Here is an 18,273-nt window from a genome sequence, read left to right as displayed (position 1 = left end):
TCCAGCCGCCCCGCGTGTCCCCGGAACGGGCCGCGGCGACACCGCGAAGGGAGCGCTCCGGTGAGTGACTTCGACGCCATCGACGCGCTGCTCGCGGCCGTCGGTCCGCAGGCCGTACTCCCGCCGGCGGACGTCCGCCGGGAGCTGCGGGAGCGGGCCAGGCTCTCCAAGGCCCAGGTGGCCCGTACGCTCGGCGTGAGTCCCAGCACGGTCGGCGGATGGGAGAGCGGCCGCGAACCGGCGGACGAGATCCGCGCCAAGTACGCGTATCTGCTGGACGGGCTGGCCGCCAAGTTCACCACCGGGACGGAGCTGGAAGGGGCGTCCTCGGCGTCCTCGGCGTCCTCGGCGCCCGATGTCTCCCCACCGTCGCCGGTGACCGGGGAGAACGAGGCCGGGGAAGAGTCCGGGGACGACACGGGGGATGACGCCGGGGACGAGGTGGAGTCCCTCGCCGCCCCCGAGCCGTGCGTGCTGTGCGGATCACCGGCCGGCCACCGGGTGGCGGGCTTCGCCCAGCACCTGGACCCGGCCGACTGCCGACCCGCCACCACCACGTCGCCCACCACCACGCTGCCCACTGCCACGTCGCCCGAGCCCCCGGCCCCTCGGACCCCCGAGCCCCCGGCCCCCGGGGCCGCGCCGTCCCGGGCCGCCGCGCGCCCCGCGCAGCGCTCCCGGGGCCCGGCCAAGCGTGCGTTCCAGGAGGAGTCCGGGCCCGGGGACCTGATCGGCCGGACGGTCCGGGCGGCGCTCGCCGAGCACCGGGGCGACGTCGACGCGGCCCTCGCGGCGCTGCTGAAGCGGGCGATCCCGGACGCGATGCGGCTGCTGGACGAGACCCGCAAGGGGGCGCGGTACGACATCGTCGCGCACCCGTGGATCCCGGACATCCTGCGCAAGCAGACCTCCAAGGGCGCGGACCGGATCTGGGAGGCGCGTCCGAAGTGGACCCGTCACGAACTGCCGCCCGGCCGCCACGAGGTGACCGCGCTCGACGTCAACGGCGCCTACCTCTCCGCCCTGAAGACCCACCTCCCGCTCGGCCAGCTGGAACACACCACGGGCTTCGCCCACGACCGCCGCCGCGCCGGTGTCCACCTGATCACCCCGCCCGAATGGGAACACGGGGCGGTGCTGCCCAACCCGATCGGCAACCGGGACGAGCCCGGCCCGCTGTGGGTCACCGAACCGACCCTGCGCCTCCTGCTGCGCCTCTCCGGCCCGAAGCACGCCCTGTGCGCACCCCCGGAGATCCATGAGTCCTACACGTCCGGCGCGACGGAGAACCTGCTGGAGAAGTTCCGCGTCGCCCTCAAGGACGCCCGGGACACGGCGATCACCGAGGACGACGAGGTGACCCTGGAGTACGTGAAGGCGATGTACTCGAAGTTCGTCTCCACGATGGGGGAGTCGAACTACAACCGGGAGCTCTACCGCCCGGACTGGATGCACATCATTCGCAGCCAGGCGTTCGCCAACCTCTGGATGAAAGCCCTCAAGGCCCACGACGAAGGCCTCACCGTCGTACGCGCGATGGGCACCGACGAGCTCCACGTCATCGGTGACTGGCACCGTGTCTTTCCCGAAGGCCGCGGCGTGACCGAGGTCAAGATGAAGGACACCTACACCGCGGGCAGCGGCGACACCGAGGACATGTCGGGGGAGGAGGAGTAGATGCCCGAGAGGACCATCGACTTCGGGAAGTTCGGCGCCCGGGGCATCAAGGGCAGCGACGCCGTCGCACGCAAACTCGACGAGTTGTCCGGCGGCATCGTCACTCCGGTGACCGTGAAGCGTGGTCTGATGGCGCGCCTGCACTACCTGACCAGGACGGACCACAGCCGCAGGGCGGCCAGGGATGCCGGGCTGACGGTGACCGACCGCACGCTGAAGGCGTGGCTGGAGGAGAGGCGCCGGCCGTCGAAGGCCAACCTGGAACGCATCGACGCCGCCTACCGCCAGGTCCGCCGCCAGAACGTCGCCCGGCATCTCCTGCGACGCCTGAACGCCCGTGGCGGGACGCGGGTCGAGATCCATCCGCTGAACCAGTCGCAGGTGCCGCGACCGCTTCAACGGCTGGTGGAGTACCGCACGATGAACGTCCGCCGCTGGGACCGCATCGTCGAGGCCTGGGCGTCCGGAGACCAACAGGGCCTGGACGACGCCTGGGAGGACACGATCGTCGACCTGGGGTCGCAGTGGGGGCAGTACGAGTACGTCACCAACATCGGCTTCGCCGCGTAGACGTGCGTTGCGCCGCCGCACGGCTTGCCCCTCCCGTAACAGGAGGTCCTACGGTCCCATGGCATGAAGATTGTTGTTCATGACACGGCGTCCGCCATGTTCGATCTCCTGCACAGCCCGCTGGAGGAACGGCCCGACGCCCTGCGGGACATGCTCGGCCCGCTGCAGAGCGTGATGTCCATGGTGGGTGATATCGACACGTTCCAGATGCACACGACGGGCAGTGGTTTCCGGATCGACCGTGAGGACCCGCGCTACCTGACAGCCCTGCGACAGATGCGGGACGCGGGAGTGTGGGACCGGATCGAGCACTGCCTCGCCGCCGCGTGGGAGCGGCTGAGCGGTGCCGTGCCCGAAGCCAGGAGCGCCGGGACCGTCCATGTCGTCCTGGTGCTCGGCGACCCCGACGACGACCACCTGACGGTCCGCAACGCCGGCTACTTCGGCATGGGCGGAATCCCGGGCGCGATCCAACTGACGATGTGGCCCACCGAGACCAGCCTGGCGAAGATCGGCCACGCCGCCGCGCACGAGCTCCACCACAACGTGCGCTACGCCAATGTGGCCTGGAATCCCATGACGGTCACGGTCGGCGAGCAGGTCGTGGCCGAAGGCCTGGCCGAGGCGTTCGTACGGGAACTGGCGGGTGAGCGGGCCATGGGGCCCTGGGCGACGGCGCTGTCCGGCGCGGAACTGGACGACGCCCACGGGAAGATCGTGGCTGGGATCGACGTGGCGGGGATGCAGAACCTGCCCGCGTACGTGTACGGCGACGCCACCGCGCGACTGATGGGGCAGCAGCCCGTCGGACTGCCGGACTTCGCCGGATACGCGGCCGGTCTCCGGATCGTCGATGCCCACCTGGCGGCCTCCGGCCTGACCGCGGCCCGGAGCACCGCGCTGCCCGCGCACGACATCCTCGCGAACGCGGGCGTGCCCACCGGGGCGGCGGCCGAGGGGCCTCCGGGAACAGCGGGCCCCGAAGCCCCGGCCCCGGCGAGTTCGGCGACACTGGGCGGATGACCAGTGACGTTCCCGAGCAGGAACCGGCCACCACCGAGGCGGGAGCCGGGACGCCCGGTGCCGGCGGCCTTGCCGTCGGACGGACGGCCGCGCTCGTCGGGGTCAGTGTGAAGACGCTGCACCACTGGGACGCCATCGGTCTCGCGCGCCCCGGCGGGCGCACCTGGGCCGGGCACCGGGTGTACTCGGGCGACGACATCGCCCGGATCCACCGCGTCCTCGTCTACAAGGAGCTCGGGTTCCCGCTCGCCGAGATCGGCCGGATCCTCGACGACCCGGACGTCGACGCGCACGACCATCTGCGCCGGCAGCGGGCACAGCTCGTGGAACGCATCGCCCGTCTCCAGAGGATGGTGCACTCCGTCGACCGCATGATGGCGGCGTCGAAACCCGGGATGCGGCTGACGCCCGAGGAACAGGTCGAGATCTTCGGCGCCGACTGGCAGCCCGCCTGGGTCGAGGAGGCCGAGGACCGCTGGGGCGACAGCGCCCAGTGGGCCCAGTACGCGGAGCGGGCCGCCGCGATGACACCGGAGGACTGGAAGGAGTCCGCGTCCGCGACCGAGGCCCTGAACGCCGACCTCGCCGCCGCGAAGCGCGCCGGAGTCGCACCGGGCTCCGCTGCGGCGAACGCCCTCGCGGAGCGGCACCGCGCCATGATCTCGGCGCACTTCGACTGCACACCCGCGATGCACGTGTGCATCGGGCGGATGTACATCGACGAGCCCGGGTACGCCGAGCACTACGACGCCCTCGCGCCGGGCCTGACCGTCTGGCTGCGCGATGTGATCCTCGCGAACGCCGGGGCGAGAGGCGTCGACCCGGAGTCCGCGAGATGGGAGTGATCGCGTGCTGCCGTCGGGGCGGCAGGTGCTCCGGAGTCGTTCAGCCCACGGGAACGAGCGTGAGGTAGGCCATCCCGAGCACTTCCCGGTAGCCCTTCAGCCAGCTCGACCGGTGCCGGTCGACGCGCTCGCGCGTCTCCTCTGCCAACGGGTGGTCCGGGTGAGTGGCCAGCCACTCCTCCGCGTCCGACTGATAGCCGGACTCGAAGTCCTCCCACTCGTCGTCGCCGGCCGTCTCGATCCAGACGGGCCGGAACCCGGCGGACACCGCGACATCGACGAGTCCGGCCAGGTCATGGAATTCGTCGGCGCGGGCGTCCGGCCACATCGCGGCCAGTTCGGCAGAGGTGGGGGAGCGCTGCCAGAAGCCCTCGGCGAGCAGGACCCGCCCGCCGGGCGCGACGATCCGGCGCAGCGCACGCAGCGCGCCCGCACTGTGCTCGGGCGGTTCCGCGTCGCTGAGGGCGTGACTGGCCCCGAGACACAGGACGAGGTCGGCGGACCCGTGCGACGCCTCTTCGGCGGACCCCTCGACGAACTCCACGCGTCCGGTCAGCGCACGGGCCTCGGCGTTCGCGCGTCCCCGGGCGATGTCCTCGCCGTTGAGGTCGATTCCGGTCCCGGTCGCTCCCGGCACCGCGTCGAGGACGCGGAGCATCAACTCCCCCCAGCCACAACCGATGTCCAGAACACATGCGGGGGCGGCCCGGCCGAGCCGGTCGACGATCCGCGCGGCCCGCGCCTCGGAAAGCGGACCGTGGAAAGTGAGCCGGGTCAGACGCGGCGGAAGATCGGTTTCAGTCATGCGGCGCACGCTAGCGTCGGCGGGCCGGCCATGGACACCGAGTTTCACCCCGGCCGCGCCGGATCACCTCAGAGCCGACAGGGCCACACACCGACGCTCTCCCGTCCGACGCGGACCTCGACCCAGGTCGCACCGGCGCTGTCCGGCGGTGGCGGAACCCCGAGTTCGAACAGGAGCGGCGCACCGCCCACGTCCAGCAGCGCCATGCCGTCCCCGGTGAGACCCAGCCGCCCCCGGAAGACGATGCGGTCGCCGTCCTCCCGGAATCCCGGGGTGGCGGAAGCGGCCGGCCAGGTGTTCTGCGCCCAGGCGATGTCCTCGTCGACGGTCCACTCGACATGGTGCTCGTGGCCCACTTCCTCGGGGGCACCGTGCCAGAGCACGACGGCGGTGCCCACCGCGGAGCGCACCCGGACCGTCGCGGGCCCCGACGGGACCTGCCGCACCGCCTCTGTCCGGACCAACATCCCGCCATCATCCGCGACGCCGCTCCGCGACCGGACACCGCCCTCGGCTCATCCCGCCGGGTCGCCGCCGACGAGCCGGTGCCGCATTCACCTGCGACCACAGGCTTTTGGGGCGGCGCGTCACGTACTTCTGCAGGTAGTAACCGCTCGTCGAACGACCGGCGTTGTCCGGAGATCCAGTCGTGGCACAGCCTGATGTCGACCATCTCGTCGTCGGTGACCGTTGCGATGCCGGACTTCTTCCCGGCCACTTTGACTCATATGCCCGCACTGCGGCGGCATACCGATGCCGCGCACCTGACGCCGCTCACGATGTCGCAGCGCCCCGGAAACGGGGGAGTGTTCCGGGGCGCTGCTGCCTGTGTGCCGACTCGCCCCGCGGCGGACGGCGGTACGCAGGTGGGGCTTCCCGTGTGCGATGCGGTCGGTGCCTGCCGCCGGGTGCGGCGGCCGGTCTGCGCATAGCTTTGGCCTCCGCGCTGTCGTTACGATGACGTCCGGCTGACGTACCGCTGACGCACGCACTCGCCGAACTCGACGGCCTGACCCGGCCGTCAGGCGTCCCGCCCGCGCAGGACCAGATAGCCGCCGATCAGGGCGGCGGCCGTCCAGGCCAGCAGAATGGCGAGAGCCGCCCCGGTCCCGTAGCCGGGGCCGAAGCGTCCGTCGCCGGACGGCCCGGCGATGTGCATCAGTTCCAGACCGGCCTGGTCGGGCAGATACCGCAGGACGGGCTTCAGGGCGGGGACGTTGCCGAGCCCCTGGGAACCGAGGAACAGCAGCGGCAGCAGAATGCCCATCGCGATCGCCGAACTGCGCACGACGGTCGCGATGCCCATGGAGAAGGCACAGATCAACGTCAGATAGACCACGGCCCCGGCGAGCGCGGCCGGGACTCCGTCCGCGGTGAGTTTCGTGCCGTACGGGCCGAGCGCCGCCTGTGCCGCCAGGAACGTGACGAGGACGGTCACGGTCGAGCCGGCGAGGGCGGTCACCGTGCCGGCCAGTACTTTGCCGCAGTAGAGCAGACCGCGCCCCGGTACCGCGGACAGTGAGGTCCGGATCGATCCGGACGCGTACTCGGAACCGACGAGCAGGGCGCCGAGCACGACGAGGGCGAGCTGCCCGAGCGTGACGCTGTACAGGGCGGCGACCAGCGGATCGAAGTTGACGACATGCTCGACGTTGCCGCGCCAGTTGAACGCGACGAGGGTGCCGATACCGGTGCTGAGCACGAAGGCCAGCAGCAGGGTGAAACCGGTCGAGCGCACGGTCCACACCTTGGTCCATTCGGCGGCGAGAACCGCCCGGGGCGAGTTGCTGCTCATCGCTGTGCTCCTCCCGGCTGCTCCGCCCGGTACTCGACCGCGTCGGCGGTCAGCCGCATGAACGCCTCCTCCAGAGACGTGGTGCTCCGTGTCACCTCGTGCACCGGCACCGCGTGTGCCGCGACGAGTGCGCCGATCCGCTCCGCGTCGGCGGCCGCACTCAGGGTCCCGTCGGCGCAGGCGGTGACCTCGATCCCCGCACCGGCCAGCACCTCGCGCAGCCGCTGCGGTTCCGGCGTGCGCACCCGCACCCCCGCTTCCGTGTGCCTGTCGATGAACGCGGCCATTCCGGTGTCCGCGAGGAGCCGGCCGCGGCCGATCACGACGAGGTGGTCCACGGTGAGTGCCGCCTCGCTCATCAGGTGACTGGAGATCAGGACGGTGCGCCCCTCGGCCGCCAGGTCCCGCAGGAGGTGCCGGATCCACCGGACACCTTCCGGATCGAGCCCGTTGACCGGCTCGTCGAGCACCAGGACGGCCGGGTCGCCGAGCAACGCCGCGGCGATTCCCAGCCGTTGGCCCATGCCCAGCGAGAACGTCCCCGTCCGCCGGTGCGCGGCGCCCGCCAGCCCGGCCAGCTCGATCACCTCATGGACACGGCGGGCCGGGATCCGGTTGCTCCGGGCCAGGCACCGCAGGTGGTTCAGCGCGGTCCGGCCGGGGTGCACGGCCCCGGCGTCGAGCAGCGCGCCCACCGTACGCAGCGGATCGCGCAGCCGCCGGTACGGTGCGCCGTCGATGCGCACCTCGCCGGCCGTCGGCCGGCCCAGGCCCAGCATCATCCGCATCGTGGTCGACTTTCCGGCGCCGTTGGGACCCAGGAACCCGGTCACCAGACCGGGCCGTACCCGGAAGCCGAGCCCTTCCACCGCGGTGGTGTTCCCGTAGCGCTTGGTCAGGTTGGTCACTTCGATCATGTCGGCGATGGTCCGCGATGCGAAGCCCCCGCCGCATCAGGCCCGGGGTCGACCGCTCTTTCTCCACCCACGGGTGGAGACGGGCCGTCGCAGGAGGCCGCGCGTCCGACCACGGGGGGAGCGCCCGGGACAACCGCAGGACGGAGGTGGCGCGCCGTGCGCCTGGATAGGGTCGAGCGGTGCGAGCAGGTACTGAGGTGGACGCGGACGATCATCCGATCCTGGCCCGGCGGCTGAGCCGACGCCAACTGATCGCCCTGGACTGCGCGTTCGTGATCGGCTACGCGGTCGCGCTGCTGCTGACCGGGTCGACAGCCGACGCGCCGTCGTCCGCGACAGTCACCCCGGCCCCGGTGCCGTGGGAGCGGCTCGTGCTCATCGCCGCGGCCACCGCGCCCGTCGCCGTACGGAGGATCCGGCCGTTGCCCGTGTTCCTGTCCGTGCTGGCGGTGACCGTCGTCGCCGTCGTACGGGACGCCACGTGGGACCCGTTCCTGTCGGCGGCGTACGCCATGTACACCGTCGCCCTCACGATGCCGTCGCACCGTTGGTGGCAACGATGGCTGCCCGGACTGTCGCTGGCGGCCCTGGCCCTGGGCGGCGCCGCCGGAGCGACGCACGCGGGCGACGCGTACTGGTGGCGCGGCGGCCCGGGACTGCTGCTGCTCGGCTCCACCGCGCTGCTCGGCGCCTGGCAACTGGGGCGCTCCGCGCGGCAGCGGCGGGCGTTCGCCGTCCGGGCGGCGGAGCAGCTCGCTCAGCGGGCCGTCACGGAGGAACGCCTGCGGGTCGCCCGCGAACTGCACGACGTCGTCACCCACAGCATGGGCCTGATCGCGGTCAAGGCCGGCGTCGCCAACCACGTCCTGCACGTCAGGCCGCAGGAGGCGCACGACGCCCTGCAGGTCATCGAACGCACGAGCCGCACCGCGCTGAACGACATGCGCCGGATGCTCGGTGTGCTGCGCACCCCCGAGGGCGAGCGGCAGCCGGCGTCGCTCGGACCGGTTCCCGGCGCGGTCGCACTTCCCGAACTCGTCGGGCAGGCCGGTGCGCAGCTGACGGCGCGCGGTGTCGAGAACCTTCCCGAAGGAGTCGCGCTGGCCGTCTACCGGATAGTTCAGGAGGCGCTCACCAACGTCGCCAAGCACGCCGGCCCGGAACCCCGTTGCCGGGTGGAGGTCGCCGCGAACGGCCGCGACGTCCGGATCGACATCACCGACGACGGCGGCGGCCGGGTGCCGCCGACGGAGACGACCGGCGGCCATGGCATCGTCGGCATGCGCGAACGCGTCGCCCTGTACGGCGGCACCTTCACCGCCGGACCGCGTCCGGAGGGCGGCTTCGCGGTGCACGCGTCCCTGCCGTACGAGGAGAGCACATGATCCCGCCCACCGGCTCCGGCGATCCGGTCCGGGTCCTCATCGCCGACGACCAGGCGCTGCTGCGCGGCAGCCTGCGGGTGCTCGTCGATGCCGAGCCCGGCCTGGTGACCACGTCGGAGGCGGCGAACGGCGCGGAGGCGGTGCGCTGCGCCCGGCAGGACCCGCCGGACGTGGTCCTGATGGATGTACGGATGCCGGGAACGGACGGCATCGAGGCGACCCGGCAGATCTGCGGCTCTCCCGGCACCGCGCACGTCAAGGTGCTGATCCTGACGATGTTCGACCTGGACGAGTACGTCTACGCCGCGCTGCGGGCCGGTGCCAGCGGCTTCCTGCTCAAGGACACACCCCCCGCCGAGCTGATCGCGGCGATACGGATCGTCGCCGGAGGCGATGCACTGCTGGCACCGGCCGTGACCCGGCGCCTGATCGCGGAGTTCGCCCACCGCCCGGAGCCCTCGCAACCGCTGTCGCGCACCCTGGACGGTGTGACCGGACGCGAGCGCGAAGTCCTCGCGCTCATCGCCCGCGGCCTGTCCAACACCGAGATCGCCGAACGGCTGTACCTCGGCATCGCCACCGTGAAGACCCACGTCAGCCATCTGCTCACCAAGCTCGACTGCCGTGATCGCGCCCAGCTGGTGATCGTCGCGTACGAGAGCGGACTGGTCACGGCGGCACGGCCACCGACCGGTCCCTGAAAGCGGGTTCCCGGCTCCGCCGGGGGTGTCGGTCCGCCTTGCGGAGCAGGTCGTCGATCGCCCGGAGCACGGCGTCCTGACGCTCCTCGTGCAGCCAGCCGTGCCCGGCGTCAGTCAGAATCCGGTGCTCACCGTCCCGGACCGAAGCGGCCAGCCCGGCGTGCAGCGCGGTCTTGGCGTCGTTGATCCGCCGCAGCACCGCCGCGGACCACAGCTGGGCCTGCGCGTCGTCGTGCCCCAGGACGGTGAGGACGATCAGAGGGACGTCCGGGAGCTCCGGTCCGGTGCGGAGCTCGTCGGCGACCACGTCGTAGAGGTTGCGGTCCTCGTACAGACCGGCCCGCCACGCGGTGGTGACGTGGTGTTCGACGAGCGGCTCGCGTACGGGGTCCGGCCAGTTCGCGAAGAGCGGCGCGGCCTGGTCGCGGGCCTGCCGGAGCTGCTCCTGTGTCAGCTCCGGTATGTCCCGGCCGTGCAGCCGCGCCAGCTTCTCCCGCGCTTCCTCAGGTCCGTGCGCGTGGAGATCCTCGTGGAAGGGGTCCAGCAGGAGCAGCCCGGACACCTCGTCGGGGAAGAGCTGCGCGTAGCGACGCGCGTAGGCGCCGCCCAGCGAGTGGCCCACCAGCAGATACGGGGCGGGTACGTCGGCGGCGTGCAGCAGATCGTGGAGCTCGCCGGCGACCTCGGCGGCAGTGCGGGGCAGGTCGGCCGGCTCGCTCCAGCCGGTACCGGCGCGGTCGTAGAGCACGCTGGTGGTCGACTCGGCCACCCGGTCGTGGGTGTTGAGGTAGTCCAGGCCGACCAGCCCGGCTCCCGGCAGGAACACCACGGCCGGGCCCCCGCTGCCGGAGCGGTGCAGCATCAACTTCCGCCCGGCAGCGGCGTACAGGCGACCCAGCGGGGGTCGGGAGCACGTTTCCTCGGGGCCGGCTGAGCCGACTTCGGGCGACGGATGGGCCATGGCCGGTGTCCTCACTCTCACTGTTCTCATCTTTGAGAAAAGTATCGGAGGTGAGAACATTCGTCCATGGATACGGTTGATCTGCTTCTGCACCCGGTGCGGATGCGCCTTGTGCACGCCATGCACGACGGGCGGACGCGTACGACCACCGAACTCTGCGCCCTGCTGCCCGACGTCTCGAAGGCCACCGTCTACCGGCATGTCGGCCTGCTGGCCGACGGAGGGCTGCTCGCGGTGGAGGGTGAGCAGCGGGTGCGTGGCTCGGTCGAGCGCCGGTACCGGCTGCACCGCACCCGGGCGGTGATCGACCCCGACACGATCGCGGCGATGTCGCCGGAGGACTACCGCCGGGGCTTCGCCGTGGCCATGGCCACCCTGCTGGCCGAATTCAACGCGTACCTCGACCGCGAGGACGCCGATCCGACCGCCGACCTGGTGGGCTTCCGCCAGCACGCGCTCTGGCTCAGCCGCGACGAACTCATCGAGATGATCGGCGAGTTGCGCGAGGTGATCGTGGCCCGGATGAGCCATGCACCGTCACCGGAACGCACCCGACACCTGCTCAGCCCGATCCTGTTCCCCACCGAGGCACCGTCCACCGAGCCACCGCCCCCGGACCTCACCCCGCCGCGGGGCGCAGCTCGCGGATGATGCGGGTCAGGTCGGCCGGGGCGGCCGCGAGGCGGACCGGCCTGCCCCCGTCGTCGAGTTCGGCGATGTGCCAGCCGCCGGGGACGGTGTCGCCGTCGCCGCCCCGGACCCGCCGGACGCCCTTGACGGTGAGCCGGTCCACCGGGATCGGTTTCGCCGCGAAGCGGCCGGGGCCGGGGTGGGGCGTCACCGCGGGCGGGCCGTCACCGAGGACGATGTGGGTGCCGAAGAGGTGCGGGTTGTAGTCGGTCTGCTCCAGGAAACGGGCGGCCACGAACACCTCCCCCGCTGCCCTCTCCTTCCCCTCCGTCCCGGCGGACCCCGCCGCCGCTCGGGGCGTACGCACCCGGGTGGCCCGCCAGGCCAGGGCGAACAGACCCAGCGTGCCCGCCGAGCCCGCGATCGCCCAGGTGACCGCCGCAGGGGAGGTGAGCAGGGTCGTGGGGTACCGGTAGCAGAGCGGCAGCAGCCACAGGGCCGTACCGACGAGCACGCCCGCGAACGGAAGCGCCGAGGGGAGCACCTCGTCGTCGGGCAGTCGGCGCCCGCGCAGCCGCAGCAGCACCCTGGCCCCGGGGTACCCCGCGGCCAGGGCCAACGCGGCCACGAGGACGGCTGCATCCCCGGCGGCGGCCACGTGTTCGCGCCATTCGTGATGCTTTCCGGCGACCTTCATCACCTCGCCGCGCCAGAGGGTGACCTCGACGCTGTAGCCCGGCCCGAAACCCTGGGCGCCCTCTCGCGAGACCGCGAGCCGCTCCCGTGGGCGGCGGTCGGCGAAGTACAGCCAGCTGGACTTCTTGGGCCGGCGGACCTCGGTCCTCGCGATCACGGCGGGCACGGTGGTCAGACAGTCGCGGCGCTCCGTCGCGGTCGCTCCGGCGGTCGCGCACGGGACGGCCGACTGCCACGCCCGTGCGTACGAGGAGGTGTTCGGCAAGAACCACGCGGTCGCGGCGGCGCCCGCGAGCAGCAGCACGCACAGGCTCAGCGAACCGGCCGAAGAGTGCCCGGCAGTGCGGCGCGAGATGACGGGGATGTGGTCCGACTCCGGGGCGCCATGGCGAGCGTGCAGCGCGCGGAGCGCCGCCAGCTCCGCGTCGAACTCCGCACGGTCGTCGGGCGACCAGCTCTGCGGCAGGGGCAGGAGCCGCCTGCGCCCGTCGCGCAGCGCCAGGCCGACGCGCCGGGCTTCCGGCACCCGGGAGTCGCTCTCGTGCTTCAGGAGGATCCGCAGACCGGCGATGTCGCGCCACGGCACACTCCGGCGGCGCAGCAGCGTCCGGGTGTGCACGCCGTACGCGTCGGCGCTCACCCGGGTGGTGACCATGCTCAGCGCCGGGACACCCAACAGCGCGAACAGCAGACCGACGCCCAGCCACACGTCCAGGAGCCCGCCGCGGTACGCCAGGCGCACCGCGGCCAGGCACGCCCCGGCACCCCCGAGCCCGACCAAGAACCACAAGGGGCGTTTCCGGAACGGGGGGCAGGTCACTTCCCGGACATCGCTCATGCACGGAATCCTGCCACCGACCGGGCCGCACCTTCTTGTGAGATCTCCGGCAACTCTCCGGCCCGCCACACTGCCGACTTGCGTACGGAGCGGGGGCGTACGAACCGGACCGGCGGCCTGGGCCGAGCGGGCAGTTCAGGCACCGCACCTACGCCCTTCCGCTCCACGTCCCTCCGCTCCACGTCCCTCCGCTCCACGTCCCTCTGCTCAACGCCCTTCCGCTTCACTCTCCTTCGGCTTCCGGGCCTTCCGGTCTCATACGTTCGAACGCGGTGGGGGTCGTCCGCCGGCGAAGGAACTCCTCGATGTCCCGGGCACACTCGGCCGGGCTCGATTCGCCGGTGTCGCACTCGATGTCATAGACGCCGTGCGCATGGACCCGGTCGAACTGGCGGGCAGCCAGCCCTGCCGGACGATCACCGCGCGCCCGCTCCCGGCGCTCCAGCTCCGGCAGGGGGCAACGCACACCGACGAGGACGACGTCCCGAGGGGGAAACAGGGCCAGGCAGTCCTGGAGGCGCCACGGCTCGCTCAGGACGTGGTCCACGACGACGATGTTGCCTGCCGAGGCCATGCCCGCGACCGCGCGGTGGAACCCCCTCCAGGTGCGCTTGAGTACGACATCCAGCTGATCCGGTGTCAGCTCGGGCCCTGACCGCATGGCGTGGAACGCGTCCACGGGCATGTGGAAGGACGGCTCGTCGAGGACTGCGACCAGCTCCCGGGCGATGCTCGACTTGCCCGAACTGGACGTGCCGTTCAGAAAGATGATCAAACCGTCGGCCTTCTGATCGCAGGCCGGACCCGAGGGGGATGTGTCCATGACCGCACAGTAGGACGCGGGGGTGATCTACGGGGCGGCCTTCCGGCCCTCGACGATGGGTGTCAGGCCGTCGAGGAGCGCCTTGAGGCCGAGTTCGAAGAGGGCGTCGAGACGCAGGTCGTAGCCGTCGTCGAAGGCTCCGACGACCTTGGTGAAGGTGGGGAAGCGGCCGGATTCCGCCAGCCCCTGGAGGGTGGGGGCACGGCTGTCCATCCACTCGTCGTCCGACTGGCCCGTGGAGGCTTCGGCCTGTGCCTTCCGCTCCAGGTGCACCGCCAGACCGTGGGTGTGGCTGTAGACCAGTACGTGGATGTCGAACAGCGTGGCGGGGGCGAGGCCGTGGCCGTCGAGGGCGCTCAGTACCCATTCGCCGTGGACCATGAGGTTGGGTGCGAGCAACGGTCGGGTGATGGGCCCGAGTTGGGCCAGCCACGGGTGCCTGCGGTACAGGGTCCAGAGGGTCCGGGCCCCCAGCTCGACGCGGGAGCGCCACCCCTCGGGGGCGTCGGCGGGGTAGGACTCCTCGCCGAATGCGGTATCGGCCATGAGCAGGACGAGGTCGTCCTTGCCGGTGACGTACCGGTAGGGCGACATGGCGGCGACGCCGAGGCGGGCCGCGACGCCGCGCATGGAGAGCGCCGGCAGCCCTTCGGCATCGGCGATGTCCATTCCCGTGCGGACGATCCGGTCAAGGGTCAGCTCCCGCTCGGGAGCGGGAGCGGGAGCTGAGGCAGGAGCGGAGGCCGGGGCCGTGGTCGAGGTCGGCGACGGGATTCTGCGGGGCGGTGTGACGGGAGCGGTTCCGGCGACGACGGTGCCGGTCCGGGGGCGGGTCTCGACGAGCCCCTCAAGACGCAGAGTGGTCAGGGCCTTGGTGGCGGTCGCGAGCGCGACACCCCACTCCTTGGCGATCTGACGGGTCGAGGGAACCCGGTCCCCGGCGGCGAGTTCGCCATCGGTGATGCGGCGGCGGATTCCGGCGACGATGCGCAGATAGGGCGGCTCGGCGGGTGTGGCTGTGGGCTTCGTCACGTACTGCGGCCTTCCTGTTCTGTACTAGTGCAGAGGGGAGCAGCGGGAACGTCGGGAGGATGTCAACTGTCCTAGTACAGAAGGGATGTTAGGCCAGTTGAGACAGGTTCGCGTACGCCGTACGTTCAGCTTGCGTACAGCGTACCGAAGGAGCTTCCCATGCAGACCGTTCTCATCTCCGGCGGCGGAATCGCCGGACCCGTGCTCGCCCACTGGCTGCACCGCCACGGCTTCGGGCCCACCGTCGTCGAGCGCGCCCCGGGCCCACGTCCCGGGGGCCAGGCCGTGGACATACGCGGAGTCGCCCTCGACGTCATCGAACGGATGGGCCTGCTGGAGCAGGCGAGGGGCGTACGCACCCGGATGCGTGGCATGTCGATCCTCGATCCCGAGGGTCACGAGGTCGACCGCTCCACCGAGTCGACGTTCAGCAGTGGCCGGCTCGACAGCGACGACATCGAACTGCTCCGCGAGGACCTGGTGCGGATGGTGCAGGAGCACACGCGCGCAGATGCGGAGTACCTCTTCGGCGACAGCATCGCCGCGCTCCAGGAGGACGGTGCAGGCGTGCGCGTCGACTTCGTCCACGGGGCCTCCCGCACCTTCGACCTGGTGATCGGGGCCGACGGCCTGCACTCGACCGTACGGCGCCTGGCGTTCGGCCCCGAGGAGCGTTTCATCCATCACCTGGGCAGCTACCTCTCGGTGTTCGGCGCGGACAACTTCCTCGGGCTCGACGACTGGCAGGTGTGGCTGCGGGACGGTGACGCGGGCTTCGGCATCATGCCCGTACGCGACAACACGGAGCTCAGGATCGCCTTCGGTTTCGAGTCCGGACCCCTCGCCCTCGACCAGCGCGACAGCGGCGCCCTGCGGCGACTCGTCGTCGACAAGCTGTCATCCCTGAGCTGGGAGGGGGTCCGTCTGGCCAAGGCTGCCGAGGAGGCGCCCGACTTCTACTGCGACGCCATGGCCCAGATCCGGATGGACCACTGGTCGCGCGGCAGGGTGGCCCTGCTCGGGGACGCGGGCTACTGCCCCTCCCCGATCTCGGGGCAGGGCACCGGCCTGGCCCTCGTGGGCGCCCACGAGCTGGCCGACTGCCTCGCCCGGACGCCCGGCGACCACCGTGCCGCGTTCTCCCGCTACGAGCGGCGGATGCGCTCCTTCGTCACTCTCAACCAGGCCCTGGCCACCGAGAATCCCGGTGGACCCGCCTCCGAGGCCTCCCTCGCACACGCCAAGAACGCACTCTCGCTGGGCGGCTGATTCGTATACCAACATATGTGTCGAGGGGCATCAGGCCGCGGCGGCCGCCGGGGACCGGACGCGGGAGAACGGCGCCGGCCCCGCCTTCCACGACGGGATCGTGGCCCTCGCCGACAACCCGCTGCCGGCCCAGCTCATGCAGCGGCTGAGCGGCCGGCTGCGGCTGTTCTTCGGCCTGAACACGGAACCCGCCCCATGCGCGCGCAGCACGGCGAGATGTACGAACGCATCGCCGCGGGAGACGCCGACGCCGCAGCGGAGATCACCCTCCTCCACGTACGCAAGAGCCGGGAACTCGCCCTCCGCGCCGTGACCGCCTGAACCGGCGAGGCACGCCGGGGCCACGCGTGTCGCGGAACGACGACGGCGACGTTCCGCCGTGGCTTGTCCCACAGCCACCGCAGCACTTCTCCATTGGGCCCCATGCCGCCACCACGGCGGCGACCTCGTCCGGCTCCTCCTCGTTGTGCACCATGCACGTCAACATGTCCGCGGCAGGGCCGGCTGGTTCTTCCCTCGATGCCCACCGGGCGACGGGCCGGAGCCGGCCCCATCTCGGAGACGGATTCGCCTGATCACGATTCCTATGCCCAGGCGGCCCCGCGAGGCCGGAGGCGGTAAAGGTGTGCGGCAGACCGTAGCGAAAATGGGGCACGGTCCGGTCCTTCGAACTGCTCGGCAGCGGAAGTTCCTATGAGCCCGCAGCGTCCTGGGCCAGGGGGATCGGGGGCCTGTCGTACAGGTTGTGTTCGGTGCCGGCGGTGAGGATCTCAGCCGTGGTAGGTGGCGATTGCGGTCTGGACGAACGAGCGGATCAGTGGATTCCTGTCGTCCTCGTTCCATGCCGCAACCACGCGGCTCGGCGGCATGTCGATCAGTGGCACCACGGTGAGCCCCGCTGCCGGCTCGTGGTTCAGGAGGGTCATGCCGACCGTGCCGTTCCAGAGAACGGCTTGCCGACACTCCTGGACGGTACGCACCACCGGGCCCTCGCGAGGTTCCCCGCCGTTCCAGTACGACTGCCAGATGGGGTCGGTGCCCTCCGGAAACAGGAACCAGCGGCGATCGGCCAGGTCGGCCGACTTCAAGCTGCCGCGGCGGGCCAGCGGATCGTCGGCGCGCAGCAGTGCTCCCACCGGGTCGGCGCGCAGCGCGTGCACGGTCAGGCCGGTCTCGTCGAAGGGGCCGCGGGTCAGGGCGACGTCGACCAGTCCGGCGTGCAGCCCACAGGTGGGATCGGTCAGATCGGTCTCGCGGATGCAGACCTCAACGCGCGGGTGCAGCCGGTGGTAGGCGCGGGCCAGCCGGGATGCGCCCGGGTCGGTGCTGTCGCCCAGGAAGCCGACGGTGATGGTCGCGGCGCCGGCCGCCGCGGCCACGCGTACGCGTACCCGGTCGGCCTGGTCGAGCAGGGAGCGCGCCTCATCGAGCAGCACCGCCCCCACCGGAGTCGGCGTGACACCGGCGGACGATCGGTCGAACAGCACGGCGCCGACCTCGGCCTCCAGCTGCTTGATCGCCCGGCTCAGTGGCGGCTGGCTCATGTGCAACCGGGCGGCGGCCCGGCCGAAGTGGAGCTCCTCGGCGACCGTGACGAAGTAGCGCAGCGTGCGTAGCTCCATGGTGCGACGATACCCGTACGGTATCGACTCCACGGAATGGGTCTTGGACTTTCGGGTTGCCCCGGCGGTGGAATCGAGGCATGACTGACGAACCGAAGACCAGCGAGCCGACGGCCGACCCCTCCGTATCGGTGGTCGGTCCGGGCGACGGCGAGACGATCCTCCTGGGCAGCACGCGCATGCGTGTCCTGGAAGACGGCAGCAACACCGGGCACCGTCTCGGCCTCGCCGAGTCCGTCCTCGCGCCGCACACGCCCGGACCACCCCAGCACCGCCACGCCCAGCACGACGAGGGCTTCTACATCATCTCCGGCACGGTGCGCTTCACGGTCGGCGACAAGGACTACGACGCGACCGCGGGCACGCTCGTGATGGTCCCGCCCGGAGCCCCGCACACCTTCGCCAACACGACCGACCAGCCGGCCGTCATGCTGAGCACCTTCACGCCGGACCTGTACGTGCAGTACTTCCGGGACCTGCAGGAGATGTTCGCCGGTGGCCGGGCGCCGACCCCACAGGCGAGCATCCAGGTGATGAGCCGTTACGCCACCGAGCCCGCCGTCGACTTCGCCCAGAAAACGGACTGACAACGCCGCCCGGCCGGCCGCCACCGGATCCGCCCCGAGCCGCAGCGAGAAAGGCAGCCGCCGGGGCGGCCGACCGCTGTCGGCAGCACGGGATGCC

General features: G+C 71.6%; 19 protein-coding genes. 10 read left to right on the top strand and 9 right to left on the bottom strand.

Annotated elements, in window-relative coordinates; genetic code table 11:
* The first annotated feature begins 60 nt into the window (after positions 1 to 60).
* From OG520_RS41990 to OG520_RS41975, 4 genes are all read left to right on the top strand, one after another.
* The gene (locus OG520_RS41990) at positions 61 to 1,677 is read left to right on the top strand and encodes a helix-turn-helix transcriptional regulator (protein ID WP_331748580.1); all 1,617 of its coding nucleotides are present in this window, start codon (positions 61 to 63) and stop codon (positions 1,675 to 1,677) included.
* On the top strand, positions 1,678 to 2,247 hold the full coding sequence (locus tag OG520_RS41985; RefSeq protein ID WP_331748577.1) for a transcriptional regulator: 570 nt from the start codon (positions 1,678 to 1,680) through the stop codon (positions 2,245 to 2,247).
* A gap of 63 nt (positions 2,248 to 2,310) precedes the next feature.
* Positions 2,311 to 3,270, top strand: coding sequence for a DUF2268 domain-containing putative Zn-dependent protease (locus OG520_RS41980; RefSeq protein WP_331748574.1), 960 nt, complete (start codon positions 2,311 to 2,313; stop codon positions 3,268 to 3,270).
* A complete protein-coding gene (locus OG520_RS41975; protein ID WP_331748571.1) occupies positions 3,267 to 4,115 on the top strand; it encodes a MerR family transcriptional regulator in 849 nt (282 codons plus the stop codon). Before OG520_RS41980 ends, OG520_RS41975 begins: the two co-directional genes overlap by 4 nt.
* Before the next feature lie 40 nt (positions 4,116 to 4,155).
* On the opposite strand, the gene OG520_RS41970 is transcribed toward OG520_RS41975, so the two are convergent.
* The 4 genes from OG520_RS41970 to OG520_RS41955 all read right to left on the bottom strand — a co-directional run bounded on the left by OG520_RS41970 (position 4,156) and on the right by OG520_RS41955 (position 7,632).
* The gene (locus tag OG520_RS41970) at positions 4,156 to 4,920 is read right to left on the bottom strand and encodes a class I SAM-dependent methyltransferase (protein ID WP_331748569.1); all 765 of its coding nucleotides are present in this window, start codon (positions 4,918 to 4,920) and stop codon (positions 4,156 to 4,158) included.
* A gap of 68 nt (positions 4,921 to 4,988) precedes the next feature.
* On the bottom strand, positions 4,989 to 5,387 hold the full coding sequence (locus OG520_RS41965) for a hypothetical protein (RefSeq protein ID WP_331748567.1): 399 nt from the start codon (positions 5,385 to 5,387) through the stop codon (positions 4,989 to 4,991).
* Positions 5,388 to 5,941: 554 nt separating this feature from the next.
* The gene (locus OG520_RS41960; protein WP_331748564.1) at positions 5,942 to 6,715 is read right to left on the bottom strand and encodes an ABC transporter permease subunit; all 774 of its coding nucleotides are present in this window, start codon (positions 6,713 to 6,715) and stop codon (positions 5,942 to 5,944) included.
* Positions 6,712 to 7,632 (bottom strand): ATP-binding cassette domain-containing protein, encoded by a 921-nt coding sequence (locus OG520_RS41955; protein ID WP_331748561.1) that lies wholly within the window; start codon positions 7,630 to 7,632, stop codon positions 6,712 to 6,714. Before OG520_RS41955 ends, OG520_RS41960 begins: the two co-directional genes overlap by 4 nt.
* Positions 7,633 to 7,811: 179 nt before the next feature.
* On the opposite strand from OG520_RS41955, the gene OG520_RS41950 reads away from it, so the two are divergent.
* On the top strand, positions 7,812 to 9,017 hold the full coding sequence (locus OG520_RS41950; RefSeq protein ID WP_406016743.1) for a sensor histidine kinase: 1,206 nt from the start codon (positions 7,812 to 7,814) through the stop codon (positions 9,015 to 9,017).
* Positions 9,014 to 9,718 (top strand): response regulator transcription factor, encoded by a 705-nt coding sequence (locus OG520_RS41945; protein WP_331748554.1) that lies wholly within the window; start codon positions 9,014 to 9,016, stop codon positions 9,716 to 9,718. Before OG520_RS41950 ends, OG520_RS41945 begins: the two co-directional genes overlap by 4 nt.
* Here OG520_RS41945 and OG520_RS41940 read toward each other — a convergent pair.
* Entirely contained in the window at positions 9,687 to 10,580 is an 894-nt protein-coding gene (locus OG520_RS41940) for an alpha/beta hydrolase (protein ID WP_331748551.1), read from the bottom strand. The two genes, OG520_RS41945 and OG520_RS41940, sit on opposite strands and share 32 nt — an antisense overlap.
* Before the next feature lie 165 nt (positions 10,581 to 10,745).
* Between OG520_RS41940 and OG520_RS41935 the strand changes: the two genes are divergently transcribed.
* Entirely contained in the window at positions 10,746 to 11,330 is a 585-nt protein-coding gene (locus OG520_RS41935) for a helix-turn-helix domain-containing protein (RefSeq protein WP_331748548.1), read from the top strand.
* Here OG520_RS41935 and OG520_RS41930 read toward each other — a convergent pair.
* From OG520_RS41930 to OG520_RS41920, 3 genes are all read right to left on the bottom strand, one after another.
* Complete coding sequence (locus OG520_RS41930) at positions 11,299 to 12,843, bottom strand: PH domain-containing protein (RefSeq protein ID WP_331748545.1); 1,545 nt, start codon at positions 12,841 to 12,843, stop codon at positions 11,299 to 11,301. The genes OG520_RS41935 and OG520_RS41930 overlap by 32 nt on opposite strands.
* A gap of 223 nt (positions 12,844 to 13,066) precedes the next feature.
* The gene (locus OG520_RS41925; RefSeq protein WP_331748542.1) at positions 13,067 to 13,666 is read right to left on the bottom strand and encodes a phosphotransferase-like protein; all 600 of its coding nucleotides are present in this window, start codon (positions 13,664 to 13,666) and stop codon (positions 13,067 to 13,069) included.
* A gap of 27 nt (positions 13,667 to 13,693) precedes the next feature.
* Complete coding sequence (locus OG520_RS41920) at positions 13,694 to 14,698, bottom strand: TetR/AcrR family transcriptional regulator C-terminal domain-containing protein (RefSeq protein WP_331748539.1); 1,005 nt, start codon at positions 14,696 to 14,698, stop codon at positions 13,694 to 13,696.
* Between the two features lie 159 nt (positions 14,699 to 14,857).
* On the opposite strand from OG520_RS41920, the gene OG520_RS41915 reads away from it, so the two are divergent.
* Positions 14,858 to 15,967 carry an FAD-dependent monooxygenase gene (locus OG520_RS41915; protein ID WP_331748536.1) on the top strand — a complete coding sequence of 370 codons (1,110 nt, stop codon included), beginning with the start codon at positions 14,858 to 14,860 and terminating at the stop codon, positions 15,965 to 15,967.
* A gap of 195 nt (positions 15,968 to 16,162) precedes the next feature.
* Positions 16,163 to 16,288, top strand: a complete 126-nt coding sequence (locus OG520_RS41910) for a hypothetical protein (protein ID WP_331748534.1) — start codon at positions 16,163 to 16,165, stop codon at positions 16,286 to 16,288.
* Between the two features lie 449 nt (positions 16,289 to 16,737).
* On the opposite strand, the gene OG520_RS41905 is transcribed toward OG520_RS41910, so the two are convergent.
* Positions 16,738 to 17,589 (bottom strand): LysR family transcriptional regulator, encoded by an 852-nt coding sequence (locus OG520_RS41905; protein ID WP_331748531.1) that lies wholly within the window; start codon positions 17,587 to 17,589, stop codon positions 16,738 to 16,740.
* An 80-nt stretch (positions 17,590 to 17,669) separates the two neighbouring features.
* On the opposite strand from OG520_RS41905, the gene OG520_RS41900 reads away from it, so the two are divergent.
* A complete protein-coding gene (locus OG520_RS41900; RefSeq protein WP_331748528.1) occupies positions 17,670 to 18,176 on the top strand; it encodes a cupin domain-containing protein in 507 nt (168 codons plus the stop codon).
* Positions 18,177 to 18,273 lie beyond the last annotated feature (97 nt).

This window comes from Streptomyces sp. NBC_00984 (genome assembly GCF_045162475.1).
Taxonomy (GTDB): Bacteria; Actinomycetota; Actinomycetes; order Streptomycetales; family Streptomycetaceae; genus Streptomyces.
Note: the sequence above shows the minus strand (reverse complement) of the source record. Positions and strands in the feature narration are given on the sequence as shown.

Excerpts from the sequence above, each read along its gene's own strand:
- OG520_RS41985 (WP_331748577.1), top strand. The coding sequence starts at position 1,678 with ATGCCCGAGAGGACCATCGACTTCGGGAAGTTCGGCGCCCGGGGCATC.
- OG520_RS41980 (WP_331748574.1), top strand. The coding sequence starts at position 2,311 with ATGAAGATTGTTGTTCATGACACGGCGTCCGCCATGTTCGATCTCCTG.
- OG520_RS41975 (WP_331748571.1), top strand. The coding sequence starts at position 3,267 with ATGACCAGTGACGTTCCCGAGCAGGAACCGGCCACCACCGAGGCGGGA.
- OG520_RS41970 (WP_331748569.1), bottom strand. The coding sequence starts at position 4,920 with ATGACTGAAACCGATCTTCCGCCGCGTCTGACCCGGCTCACTTTCCAC.
- OG520_RS41965 (WP_331748567.1), bottom strand. The coding sequence starts at position 5,387 with ATGTTGGTCCGGACAGAGGCGGTGCGGCAGGTCCCGTCGGGGCCCGCG.
- OG520_RS41960 (WP_331748564.1), bottom strand. The coding sequence starts at position 6,715 with ATGAGCAGCAACTCGCCCCGGGCGGTTCTCGCCGCCGAATGGACCAAG.
- OG520_RS41955 (WP_331748561.1), bottom strand. The coding sequence starts at position 7,632 with ATGATCGAAGTGACCAACCTGACCAAGCGCTACGGGAACACCACCGCG.
- OG520_RS41945 (WP_331748554.1), top strand. The coding sequence starts at position 9,014 with ATGATCCCGCCCACCGGCTCCGGCGATCCGGTCCGGGTCCTCATCGCC.
- OG520_RS41940 (WP_331748551.1), bottom strand. The coding sequence starts at position 10,580 with ATGCTGCACCGCTCCGGCAGCGGGGGCCCGGCCGTGGTGTTCCTGCCG.
- OG520_RS41935 (WP_331748548.1), top strand. The coding sequence starts at position 10,746 with ATGGATACGGTTGATCTGCTTCTGCACCCGGTGCGGATGCGCCTTGTG.
- OG520_RS41930 (WP_331748545.1), bottom strand. The coding sequence starts at position 12,843 with ATGAGCGATGTCCGGGAAGTGACCTGCCCCCCGTTCCGGAAACGCCCC.
- OG520_RS41925 (WP_331748542.1), bottom strand. The coding sequence starts at position 13,666 with ATGGACACATCCCCCTCGGGTCCGGCCTGCGATCAGAAGGCCGACGGT.
- OG520_RS41915 (WP_331748536.1), top strand. The coding sequence starts at position 14,858 with ATGCAGACCGTTCTCATCTCCGGCGGCGGAATCGCCGGACCCGTGCTC.
- OG520_RS41910 (WP_331748534.1), top strand. The coding sequence starts at position 16,163 with ATGCGCGCGCAGCACGGCGAGATGTACGAACGCATCGCCGCGGGAGAC.
- OG520_RS41905 (WP_331748531.1), bottom strand. The coding sequence starts at position 17,589 with ATGGAGCTACGCACGCTGCGCTACTTCGTCACGGTCGCCGAGGAGCTC.
- OG520_RS41900 (WP_331748528.1), top strand. The coding sequence starts at position 17,670 with ATGACTGACGAACCGAAGACCAGCGAGCCGACGGCCGACCCCTCCGTA.